General features: G+C 38.9%; 10 protein-coding genes. All 10 read right to left on the bottom strand.

Going from position 1 to position 11,770, the window contains the following annotated elements:
• Positions 1-292: 292 nt before the first annotated feature.
• The 10 genes from H6G77_RS18925 to H6G77_RS18970 all read right to left on the bottom strand — a co-directional run bounded on the left by H6G77_RS18925 (position 293) and on the right by H6G77_RS18970 (position 11,742).
• Positions 293-475, bottom strand: coding sequence for a hypothetical protein (locus H6G77_RS18925; RefSeq protein WP_190872468.1), 183 nt, complete (start codon positions 473-475; stop codon positions 293-295).
• Entirely contained in the window at positions 472-1,761 is a 1,290-nt protein-coding gene (locus tag H6G77_RS18930; protein WP_190872417.1) for a nif11-class peptide radical SAM maturase 3, read from the bottom strand. The genes H6G77_RS18925 and H6G77_RS18930 overlap by 4 nt, the downstream gene beginning before the upstream one ends.
• Before the next feature lie 105 nt (positions 1,762-1,866).
• Positions 1,867-2,160, bottom strand: a complete 294-nt coding sequence (locus H6G77_RS18935; RefSeq protein WP_190593122.1) for a Nif11-like leader peptide family natural product precursor — start codon at positions 2,158-2,160, stop codon at positions 1,867-1,869.
• A 119-nt stretch (positions 2,161-2,279) separates the two neighbouring features.
• The gene (locus H6G77_RS18940) at positions 2,280-2,585 is read right to left on the bottom strand and encodes a Nif11-like leader peptide family natural product precursor (protein WP_190593121.1); all 306 of its coding nucleotides are present in this window, start codon (positions 2,583-2,585) and stop codon (positions 2,280-2,282) included.
• Positions 2,586-2,955: 370 nt separating this feature from the next.
• Positions 2,956-4,050: a cyclic nucleotide-binding domain-containing protein gene (locus tag H6G77_RS18945; protein ID WP_190671469.1), complete on the bottom strand. Its 1,095-nt coding sequence runs from the start codon at positions 4,048-4,050 to the stop codon at positions 2,956-2,958.
• A 46-nt stretch (positions 4,051-4,096) separates the two neighbouring features.
• Positions 4,097-5,248 (bottom strand): DUF7005 family protein, encoded by a 1,152-nt coding sequence (locus tag H6G77_RS18950; protein WP_190872418.1) that lies wholly within the window; start codon positions 5,246-5,248, stop codon positions 4,097-4,099.
• 6 nt (positions 5,249-5,254) lie between these two features.
• Positions 5,255-6,037 (bottom strand): MinD/ParA family protein, encoded by a 783-nt coding sequence (locus H6G77_RS18955; protein WP_190593118.1) that lies wholly within the window; start codon positions 6,035-6,037, stop codon positions 5,255-5,257.
• A 68-nt stretch (positions 6,038-6,105) separates the two neighbouring features.
• Positions 6,106-8,709, bottom strand: coding sequence for a hypothetical protein (locus tag H6G77_RS18960; RefSeq protein ID WP_190872419.1), 2,604 nt, complete (start codon positions 8,707-8,709; stop codon positions 6,106-6,108).
• Positions 8,710-8,774: 65 nt separating this feature from the next.
• Positions 8,775-10,220 (bottom strand): cache and HAMP domain-containing protein, encoded by a 1,446-nt coding sequence (locus H6G77_RS18965; protein WP_242048495.1) that lies wholly within the window; start codon positions 10,218-10,220, stop codon positions 8,775-8,777.
• 709 nt (positions 10,221-10,929) lie between these two features.
• Entirely contained in the window at positions 10,930-11,742 is an 813-nt protein-coding gene (locus tag H6G77_RS18970; RefSeq protein WP_242049253.1) for a DUF928 domain-containing protein, read from the bottom strand.
• Between the last annotated feature and the right edge of the window lie 28 nt (positions 11,743-11,770).

The raw sequence follows: 11,770 nt of genomic DNA on the forward strand, positions 1-11,770 counted from the left end.
TAATGAAAAGACAGAATTTAGTTGGTATAAACCCAAGAATATAAAAAAGTCTTGCCTGAGCAAATGCACAATATTTAGATAGAACTCGCCATTTTTGTGAAGTCGAAGCAAAACAGATGTGACTGAATCAGAAAATGAAATTTGATGTGCTGAAACTTCAAACTCTTTATCCTCTCTGCGTCTCTGCGCCTCTGCGTGATACAAATCATCTCGCATTTATGCAATACCGCACAACAAATGGGTAACAGAAAAAACTCAGTTACCCATATTGCAATGACTTTTTTTGAGTCGTTCAATCAAATAAGCTACTGAATTCAGCAATATCTAACATTTTTTTAGTTTTCAGTAATAATCTTGCAAATACTTCGGGATTTTGCCAAGCAGAACGAGGTAACAAAGGAGACTCTACTAGGGTTTCTGCTGGTGAAACTATGGGAGTTAATAAGTTAACTGGATTTGACTCTGTAGTATTCATCTGAATGAAGCAAAACGCTGTGGGTATACTTGCCAACTATCTGACCACTGAATCGACTCAGGGGTAAAATGTAGAGGATCATTCTCTGGCCAAGGTGCATCTAGAGGCTCTTCAATCAAAGCAAATTCACCGTTATCAAAGGGTATTCCTGCGGCTTTGACTTTTAAATAAAATCTTTCCCGTAGCCCACGCTTGGCCATTTCCAAGGCGCGATGGTGACAGTAAGGATTATTACCGCGTTTATCGAAGAAAACGTGTGCTGTCCAATTACAGCCACCCCGACAGAGTTCTGCATACTGACAACTTTTGCAGAAACCCCACAGATGAGCTGTACCTTGGGGAGTGTCTGCGCCTAGATTAAAGCGTAACTGTTCTGATGTGGCAATGATTTCTTTAAGAGAGCGATCGCGGATATTCCCACCAGTATAAGCTGCTGTGGGTAATGAGGGACAGCCTTTGATTGCCCCGTCAGCTTCTAACCCAATCGAATTTAACCCAGCACTACAACCTTGCCAAAATGAATATGATGGATCTTCGTCAAAGTCAGCACGCAGAAGCCGTTCATAAGGGCCATAATAACCAATGTTATTTCCCGTTGCTAGTTGGACTTTACCTTCACGACGGGCGCGTTGAGCAACTCTAGCCAACATCGGATAAAGTGCTAACAACTCATAAGGTTGCAGTAATATCTCTGCGTTGTCTGCCGCATTACCCATCGGTACAGTCAACTGAATTTGCCAAGATATCGCCCCTAAATCCCGGATATGCTCATAAATCAGTGGAAATTCTGGGGCAGAAAGGCGGTTAATTTGGGTGTTACAACCAAAGGGAATACCCTCTTCTTTTAAAAAACTCATTGTGCGTGCGCCTGACTCCCAAGAGCCTTGACGACCACGCAGACGGTCATGGGTGGCTTGTAAACCATCGGTAGAGACGGAAACAAAAGCAATATCCGCCGCTTTCATTTTTTTGACCATCTCACGGGAAATACCATAGCCACCAGTAGTCATAGTGCAGAGCATACCAGCTTGGCTAATAGCGGCGGCAATTTCCAACCAATCAGCACGCATAAAGGCTTCTCCGCCAATTAGCGTCACCTCTTTAATTCCTACTTCCGCTAATTGTCGCACTAAGTCTAGGGCTTCTGCTGTTGAAAGTTCTTTTACGCGCTCTTCTCCTGCTCTTGAACCACAATGACTACAAGCAAGGTTACATTTAAGAGTAATTTCCCATACAGCGTAAGTAATACGCCGATATTCTTCATATTCTTCGTGTAAATCTGGCATTGTTCTCCTGAAATATCAATGCAAAATTAGGATTTTCCAGCCTATTTCCTAGCAGGACTTAAACATTTACTTTTTATTTAAGTCCCACTAATTTCACATTTAAATCTATTTACGAGGTCTCCAAAATTTTTTGGGTGGTAAACTAGCACCGTAATGAAGGACAAGGCTATTACTACGTCCACCACTAACTTGTAATAGCTCTTCTTCATTCAATTCAATATCTTCTGTTCGAGAATTTTGAGCTAAGACTGTATTAAATTCTTCTGCACTAAAATCATAACCAGCAGCTAGAATAATTTCATAACGCTCTTCAGGACTAGCTGCATTCTCTACTTGTTCGAGAAAAGCATCATCTGTTTTCATTCTTGAGTAAAAAGCTTGCGCGTTTTCAATAGACATAATTATCTCCTTATGGAATCGTTTGAAAGGTCTTTTAATGCCATGATATTGGTGCGTTACGCCTAGATATCTTTGCTCACAAGCTTGAATCTTTACACAGCCGTAACACACCCTACTGGTTATTTACGTGGTCTCCAATAATTTCTGGGTGGTATACCAACGCCATAAAGAGGGCGAACAAGACCTGGACTTGCAAAACGAATTCCGCCACTAACTTGTAACAGTTCTGCTTCACTCAATTCACCAGCTTCTGGTTGAGCATTTTGAGCTAAGACTGTGTTAAATTCTTCTGCACTAAAATCATAACCAGCAGACTGAATAATTTCCAGGCGGTTTTCAGGACTAGCTGCATTTTCTACTTGATCAAGAAAAGCATCATCTGTTTTCATTCTTGAGTAAAAAGCTTGAGCATCTTGAATAGACATAATAATCTCCTTCTAGACTTGTGTTAGAGGTTTTCGATGCTAACAATAAATTTGTTTAGGACAATATTTATTGCTGGCTTATGTAATTATTTAAATGCTAATAAAGACGTAAAACAATATGTAATTGTTATTTCTCACTAGCTTATTTTTATATTTTATTTGTATGTGATTTCATTTTTTTAATTTATTGGAAGCGAAAATATGAGGTGATAAGATTTAAGAATATACAGATATAAATAGACTTTGCTAGGATTTATAACTGTTCAAACCCTAGCAAAATTATTATGTATTGATTAAATTCACCTGGGATTAAATGAATACTAATAGCCTAGTAGCTACAACGACTAAACATCCAAGTAGCAGGAGATATTTAAGCTATGCTCATACGCGAAATCATCCAATCAAATCTTTTACTGGCTATAGCCATTTTATCTAAGATGCTAATATTGATTTCATCCTCATATTCAACATTATTGCTGAGTGGAAGACCTGCGCTATAAACTCTCCTGCCGTAGCCGATTCTACTCAAAATTTCCTGTAATCTGTTGGCTGATAAAATAGAAATGACGCGGTAAAAACGAGATGAAAATCCTATATCTTGTTGTAATTTTACTGCTAATTGCTGTTTGGGGATTGCCAAAATTAGAGAATCTTCAATTACTTTCACTGTCGCCCAAGGGAGGCGACCATCAATAAACGGTGTTTCTCCTAATATTTCCCCTTTGGATAATTTGGCTATCTCTCGCCCAATGAGTTCTTTACCTTCAATCGCAGAAAAAGCACGCAATAAAGGATTGCGATCATCTTCCGAGACAGACATAGACATTTTTCCCCTCAAAATAATATATAGCGCATCGACAGGACTATTTTCATAAATGAGTGTTTGACCTGCTGCAACTTTTTGGGTGATACCACAAGCCATTAACCAATCAATGTCACTATCGTGTAATTCAGCTAAAACAAATAGTACGTCTTTTAAAGACTTAGCTTGTGTTAATTTGCGTCTACCAAGTTGAGTGATTAGTTTTTGCAGTCTGTCTGCATACATAATAGCGATCGCTCGATAAAAGCGAGCCGCAAAACTAGCATCTTGCTGTAATTTTGCGGCTAATTTTTCTTGAGGAATTGACATCACTAATGATTTTTCTAGAGCCTTAATTGTAGTGATGTTAGAACTTTGGCTTACAAAGGGAACTTCCCCGACTACTTCACCCCTAGATACTCTAAAAATTTCCCAATCTGAGTTGATATCACTATCAATAGCCGCAAAAGCTCGATGCAAAGGATTATTCTCAGATTGCGTAACGTTAACTGTCAATGTACCATCTAATAAGATATACAAAGAATCAACAGTCTTTCCCTGTGAAGTTAATAAACTACCAGGTAATAATTCCTGGCGATCGCTATTGGCAACTATCCAATTAATATCACTATTGCTCAACTCTTTTAGTAAAACTTCTGTCATAATTCAATTATCCTCTTGTGAAAAAAACAATCGGCAATTTTAAAAACTAGACTTTTTGTAACAGTTGTTTAATGAATGAATTAAATCCTGGATCAGCTAACTCTTCTAAAGTCAAACAAAATAATGAACATAACAGTTGTATTTGACATTCAGGCGTTTCTAAATCATTGATATATTCTGCATCAAAACGCTGTAAATTAAAGGCTGCTGCTTGCAACAATGACTGGAGAACTTTGAAAGCACCATCAGAAAGAGGCGGTTGTCCTCGATAGTTTTGCAGTCTACCTCCTTCTCGATATTCAGGAAATGATTCTAAGCCCATAAAATGTAAAAACCAGTCGGCTCGATAATATCCTATGGCAGCTACAATACCTCTATAATCAGCAATTAGTTCATCAAAGGCATTGTTTCGCATGGATTTAAATAAACGATTTGTTAAATAATGAGTACATTCGTGTTCCAAGCGAATTTTTAGAGATATATTTTGCCAAGTAGTTTCCTCTGCACCGATTTCTTGGGCTGTAATGTTGCTGTAAGGACTGTTACTCAAAATAATGAATCTATCTTGATACAGTTCTTTTTGGGGAATTAGGCGTTGAAACTCTAATGTCCAATCATGTTTTGAGCATTGATGAGGATTTTGCTGTTCCCATTTTTGGCGATAGCGGTGAATCCTATCCCAATTGTTAAACCCACCGACAATACAAGCTCCCATTGATGCAGGAATTTCTGTGGGTTCATTACGCTGTGTTAAAGCTTGGACTAAAGTAACAAAATCCTCCCGATTTCCCGGTAGTAAAACAGGAATTTTCCCAGCCAAACTAGGATATATTTCTAAGCGCAGTTTTTCTGGTTGAGTCAACACTAAACCAGTCGCCTCTGCAAGATTATCGACAGATGTACCTTTACGGGTGGCATCTCTATATGCTGGAGTTGTGCTGATACCTTCAAGAATGGGGAATTGTAACTGCACTAATCGTTGCTGGAGAACTGCAAATGCGCCGAGAGTTTTGGCTGCTGTTGCGTATTCTTCCCAAGTATTGATATGAGCTTCAGATGGTAAAGGAAATGTAAGAGGATGCTTTAATTTAGTTTGACAAAATACATTATGGTTGTATGCTAGTAACTCATCTATTTCTGAGCTACTAGCACCATAGGCCGCCAGTACATCGGCACGAAATTGCGTTTGGTTATTCATATTTAATTAAGCCGCAACATCAGCAATTTGGGCAGCAATTTTCTGCACAGTTTGACTAATAGGATGCTCAGGATACTGCACAGTGAAAATATCTTTACTCCCTAATTCCGCCATATCTTCAGAAAGAGGTAAAATCCCAGCTACGGAAACATTATAGATGCTCTCTACTTGTTGCTGTAAGTCTGGGAAATTCAAACTTGATAATGCTTTATTAATCACAAGTAACATTTTGGGGACGCGCAACTTACGAGCTACATCTACTGTGACAGCAGTACCTTGAAAATCTTGTTGATCTGGACGCAGGACAACGATCAATACATGAGAAATGCCGATAGAAATTAAGGTTTCTTCGTTCAATCCGGGATGGGTATCAATAAAAAGATAGTCTAAATTGAGACTGACGATAAGTTCTTGAAAGCCATCATTGAGCCTCACTACATCATATCCTTCACGGATAATCCGGGAAATTTCACCAGCTTTAATACTAGAAGGAACTAAGTATAAATTACCCTTGATTTGATTGGAAGATTGTTGTCTATTGATGAGGGTATGAGTCACATCATAGGCAGCATCTTTCATCTCACAGCGTCCCCATAAATAGTCATTGAGAGAATATTCAATTTTGTGTTCGTTGAGTCCGAATATGATGTGAACTCCAGGAGATTGGATATCTGTATCGATGATTGCTACCCGTTTTCCCTGGATGGCCATAGTAGCGGCGATATTAGCAATAGTATTTGATTTGCCTGTACCGCCACGGAAGGAATGAATTGATATAATCTTGGACATAATTTACCTTTTTTGTTTATTTGGGAAGGGAACAGGGAATGAAATTAAAATATGAGTTGTATCGTTTGTTAAGATGGCGATCGCTCTGGGAATGTAAATTTCAACCAGCATTGATCGCTAATTAGCGGTAGCAAGACTTTGCCATTAGATAATTTCCAGTCAAACTGCATTTTTTTGTTACCACTCTCGACTTCTACAAATTTAGGCAAGTGCTGAGATTTATGTTCATCGTTATTTCCATCTGTCCAGACTTTCATTTCTTTTTCTCCCTTGGTGGAAAAGCAAAAGATGGCGTAGCGTAAAGATGAGAGTGAGGGAATATCGATTTTGGTGGCTTGTTGGTGTACTTCACCCTCTGCATATCCTAAAAGTACGTCTGCTATTTTTGGCTTACCACCAGCCGTAATCGTAAAGACTGAATTTCCTTGTGGTTGCTGTTCCTGTCGCAGTTCTACAACTACGCGGGAAGCAAAAGCACCATACAGTTGCATCACAATCGTTGCACCCAGTGATAATAAAGCAATGCTGAATGCGCTGATTCGTGCCAGGGGATGTTGCCAGATGAATAAGCCGTGAATCAACAAAATACCCAGAAAAATGCTATATATGCCCACATTGAATAGGGGATGATTGAGAATCTTAAAGACTACAGCAGGTATCAGTTCTCCTTTTTTTCTACTAGAAATCAACAACAAAATCGGGAAAATTCCACCAACAAGAGAGTTACCCAGTACGCCAGCAAAAGCGAGTATGTTTGTGAAAGATTGCGTACCAGCGAGAAATAGCCACTCAGTCAAGACAAAAACTAAAATTAATGGACTGATGGATAATAACAAACGACGCTGGTTGAGGAGGTGTAACCAAAAGTGAGTTTTTGGTTTTCTGGCTATAGCTGTTGTGAGGTTGTGTTTCACATCCAAACTAGCTTCGTAGTTGAGGAGCATTGGCGAAGTAATTTGCAGATATACACGATCATGGTTAGCTGATTGGATATCAAACATCAGGCGAATATTTGACTGGTTGAGGTCTGGATATTGAGTAAATAACTCTTTGATGTCCCAATGCTCATTGACTGCAATTTCTACATGATAGATGTGGCCTTGTAACTGGATATCTATTTGAAACTTGGGTTGATTGTCTACAATTCCCAAATAGGTAATACCTATACAATAAACATCCGTAGAATTACTAGGTGGATGGAATTTTAACATTCCTCCTTGGCGGGGTAACATCAAGATGGGAAGAGATGGAGTAGGTATCCATTCTTTGGCTAGGTTAACTAAAAGGCTGGAACTACGTAGCCAAGCCATTCCCAACAACAAGGTCACTAAAATTGCTCCCAAGATAGGAACAATGGAGCCGACTTGAATAGCTAGGGCTTCTAGAGCCGTTCCTGACTGTTGGGCTAACAATTCTGGTGCGATCGCGCCATTGACAACCAGCACCCAAAGGCAAAAAATTACAGTTAGAAATGCCGTTCCCCACACACTACCCCAAATTAACGATGAGGCACTAGGATCACGCGGTAGGACAACTTTGGCACATTCTCCCACATAGACATGACCAAAATACAACATCAAACCCACACCGAAAATTCTTTGTAATATCCAGGGTTGGAAAGGTTGATTATTCAAAAAAGGCAAGTTGACATATAACAGGTTGTCTAAATTGATGTGACGCAATGTCAACAGTGACAGTATCAAAAGTAACCCAATATTAATCGCTGCCAGAAATACCAACAGGGAGACTGTGAAATTTAAGGATTGACGAGTTAGCAAATATGAACCCGCCACAAATAGTAATACAGCCCAAATTTCTGGAGGGATTTGAGTCAAATTAGCCATAGTTGTTGACAAGCCAATATAACAAGCCAAGGCGATAAAAAATACTCGAATCCCAACTGCGAAGGAAAGTATAAATGAACCTGCTGCGCCTAAATAATTGGCGACTAATTGTTTGATGAAGGGATGACCATAACGAAAATCACTGCTACGACCGAAGGCTTCAGCCATACAAGCCATTGTGACAACGTTAATTGCACCGATAATTAACAAAAAGGCCACGGTCGGTAATGGCCCAATATCAACTACAGCGATGGGTAAGGCTAAAAAGGCTTGGGGTAAACCCAAGGAGATGGTGAGTAAAAAGGCCAGCCAGAAGGGTGGTACAGATTCAATTTTTTGTGAGACATCTTTCAACATCCAGCGCAATTCTTCGATAAATGTGGTGTGGGATGCAAAGATGTTGAATAGTGATGTTCTATACAGTCGAGAATAGGCTGTTTGTACGGCTTTTTCATCAAGACCTAAGACGGTGCGAATCTGCGGTATGGCTTGATAGGTAAAATTATACTTCTGTCCCAAGGCTTGGGCGATCGCGGCTTTGAGTCGGGGATTTGCTGGAACTAAAGAAGCCCATTCACTAGCGTAACGTTCTAGTTGCTGAATAGTGGGGCGGATTGGTGGTGCATTACCTAAAGCAAAAGCTTCTAGAAAGGCTAAATCGCGTTCATGAGCAGATTGGGGTGCTAAGGAAAATTCTACACGCGATCGCGCTGCTATTTGGGCTGTTCGGCTCTCAATTAAAAATAAAATTGTGTTGGCTCGTCTAGCAGGTAAACCCGCTAATACCTCTTCACGAGATATCAGTTCATCATCAAAATCAAATGTCATATCTATCACCCCCTGGTAAATATCTGAGATTTTTTATTTGATTGAGCAAAATAGAAGTTTCTCTGTTAATTAGGCAGTTTTTGAGTTATGTTTACAACTGTTCGCTGCTTGAGAGATTGCACCTGATTATGCAGGCGATCGTAGTAACCAATCTCAGTTTCACTAGCCACTAATGTGCCTTGTTTAATCTTGGCAATTTTTTTCTGGATATTTTCAAAATGTTCATTACCAGTGATTTCCTCCACATATCTAGTTCTTTTAGTTTCGTCAATTTCTATTCTTAGTTCTTTTACCTGCATTTTCAAATTCTGATTGCGCGTCCTAACAGTTTCAGCCATATTCATATAGACACGCACCAATTGACCGATATCATCGTGGCTATGAGCAGCTTGCACTAAAATATGATGTGCTTCCTGATTAAAGGTTTCTTTTTCTAGTGCTTGTGCTGCTGCTGTCAGTCCACGAATTGGGCGAGAAATTCGAGAACTTAACCACAAAGCCACAATTGTGGTAATTCCGCCCACAATGAATACACTACTAATATTAAATATTATGAGACGATATAAAGGAGCTTCAAACTGCTGTCTAGATTGACTTATGCCTAATACCCACGGCTCTATTTTCATGGGAGCAAAGCCAACAATCATTTGTTGATTTTCAATTGGGGAGTAATAACTAGTATGACCCGCATCTTTAGCTCTGACTATAGCTTTTAGTTCGGGAATATTCAGGCTATTTATCGAAGGAAAAATATTTCCCAGATTAGATAATAATTGTTTAGATTTATCAGGCGAGATAGGAAAAATAGTATTATATAAAATGGATTTATCTGGATGGGAAATGATCATACCTTCCTTATCTATGAGGAAAGCATAGCTCTGATTTGCTGGCTTTAAGGAATTAACTATTGTCCAAATACCTTCTCCTTTAACTTTGAGTACCACAACTCCTAAAATCTTGCCCTTTTCTGATTTGACAGGAGCAGAAAAATATAAGCCTGGTCTTCTAGTTGTTTTTCCTATTAGGATACTAGATATATAGGTTTTTCCCTGGATAGCAGACTTATAGTATTGCCGAAAGGCATAGTTTTGACCGATGAATGTAGAATCTGTAGCAGCAATACATAAACCTTGACGATCTATAATATATGCAGCATCAAAATCTGGATTAGCATGATGAATATTTCTGAGAGTTTTTTGCAATCTGATGCCAAATTTTTTTCGCTTTTCAAGTGTGTCAGCAGATAAAAAATCCACGACATCGAGGTCGCCACTTACTTGAATTACCAGACGTTGAATATCAATGAGCATTTGATCGAGGCGACTGGCAGTATTATTAGCTAATAGCTCCAACTTACGATATTCAGCAGTTTCTACACGCTCTAAGCTCTCTCGTAGATTGTAATATGCTGTGAAGGTCATTGGGATAAAAACTGCGGATATTAAAGCCACAGAAATTTTAGTAGCGATTGTCCAGCCAGGTATGTAAAACAACCGATGAATTACTTTCATTGGAGAGATATAGTAAACTTTGTCAAATAATCATCTACTAATGAAGCTTCAGGATTTTTGATACTCTTAAAGGTTTGTCGTCAAAACTTCAGTTTTTAAGTAAGCAAAGACTCAAGTCCTGACTACGAATTAAATCCTACTAGAGGAATACGGTTTGATTCCTGAATCTAGTTGTGTGGTGCGCGTTCGCAAAGCGCAAGCGCGATAGGCAGGGAATAGGGAGTAGGGAATAGGAGTAGGAAAGAAGATTGATCTGGGTGTACTGTTTTTTTTAGAAATCAAATATGAGTCCTATAATAAGTAATTTTTGATGAATATTTGCGGGTATTGCATCTTTACTAAAGAATATTGAGTGAGCTATTTTTTAGCATAAAATATGCCGATATTTATCTCAATATCAAATTTTTCTCTAAGACTCACATTTTTGTTGTTTCTCATAGAACTTAAACATTTTTGAGCAATAGACCTCTTGCAAAAGTAATGATTATAGTCCCGCACGGCGGAAATAAACATACCATCAGGAATTGCTAAAATGCTTGTAGGATAACTATTCTTTCTTTTGCCTTGTTGTACTAGCGTCTTTCTTTGCGTCTACCCTGCGGGAACGTCTGGCGGCGAATGCGTGAGGCAAAAAAAGATTTATGCAAACTCTCCTGAGCCAGGGAAATACAGTGAAGACAAGGGTAATTCTTCTCTACTTACCTGCTTTTCACTTTTGTGCTTCAGTGGATAAAACCTGTGCTTGAGCAATATCTGGTAAGTCTATTGATTTTAAAATTTCTACCCAATCAGCTTTTAGAGCATGATCTTGGGAATTAGTCTGGAGTGTTTTTCCTAAATCTGTGATGGCATCGTACCAGATTTTTTTCTCTAAATAGGTGAAATATTTGTGAGATTTGATATTTTTGAACTTGATGTCAAGCTCTTTAGTGAGAGCTATTCTTTCTATCCAGGCATCAACGTAAAAATATTTATCTGCTACATCTTCCTGTCCACAATAAATTTTAAAATACCAGTGATACTTCTGCCCTAATTTTAGAGAATATTGGGTTTCAGGTGGCAGATTAATGCTGATAACTCCTGATACTGAAGGAAGTTTTAAAGATTTTCGATAAATATCTTCTCCAGTTTCATTCTGTAAGATAAATTCTCCATTGCGAATATTACTAGGTAATTCAGGAATATATACCCAAAAGGTAGGATACTCAGAAATAGTAGCAGCTAAAAAAGATGTAGAGCCTTGAAAATTATCTAATGTTTCTTGGCCAGGAACAAGAGCAGTCAGGGGAATATTGAGTGCTGGACAGTCATTGCGACTAGTTCCGCCACGACGACGACCGACGGGCGCACCATTATCTGGTAACTTTGGGGGTGTGGATAGATTTTCCTGATTACTGGCATATAGTGTGTGTAATTTCGTCATGGAGGCTTGTAGAGGTAAGGGGGATACCATACAAGCCATACCGAAAACAAGCAAGTATCTCAAACTGAGCAATGGTAGAGGCAATTTTGTTAAAGCCATAATCTCAACTCAAAATTTTTATTAAATA

This window comes from Aulosira sp. FACHB-615 (assembly GCF_014698045.1).
In the GTDB taxonomy this organism is placed as follows: Bacteria; Cyanobacteriota; Cyanobacteriia; order Cyanobacteriales; family Nostocaceae; genus Nostoc_B.

Bases quoted from the DNA above. Each gene is read 5' to 3' on its own strand.
- H6G77_RS18930 (WP_190872417.1), bottom strand. From the start codon at position 1,761: ATGCCAGATTTACACGAAGAATATGAAGAATATCGGCGTATTACTTAC.
- H6G77_RS18950 (WP_190872418.1), bottom strand. From the start codon at position 5,248: ATGAATAACCAAACGCAATTTCGTGCCGATGTACTGGCGGCCTATGGT.
- H6G77_RS18935 (WP_190593122.1), bottom strand. From the start codon at position 2,160: ATGTCTATTGAAAACGCGCAAGCTTTTTACTCAAGAATGAAAACAGAT.
- H6G77_RS18955 (WP_190593118.1), bottom strand. From the start codon at position 6,037: ATGTCCAAGATTATATCAATTCATTCCTTCCGTGGCGGTACAGGCAAA.
- H6G77_RS18970 (WP_242049253.1), bottom strand. From the start codon at position 11,742: ATGGCTTTAACAAAATTGCCTCTACCATTGCTCAGTTTGAGATACTTG.
- H6G77_RS18945 (WP_190671469.1), bottom strand. From the start codon at position 4,050: ATGACAGAAGTTTTACTAAAAGAGTTGAGCAATAGTGATATTAATTGG.
- H6G77_RS18965 (WP_242048495.1), bottom strand. From the start codon at position 10,220: ATGAAAGTAATTCATCGGTTGTTTTACATACCTGGCTGGACAATCGCT.
- H6G77_RS18940 (WP_190593121.1), bottom strand. From the start codon at position 2,585: ATGTCTATTCAAGATGCTCAAGCTTTTTACTCAAGAATGAAAACAGAT.
- H6G77_RS18960 (WP_190872419.1), bottom strand. From the start codon at position 8,709: ATGACATTTGATTTTGATGATGAACTGATATCTCGTGAAGAGGTATTA.
- H6G77_RS18925 (WP_190872468.1), bottom strand. From the start codon at position 475: ATGAATACTACAGAGTCAAATCCAGTTAACTTATTAACTCCCATAGTT.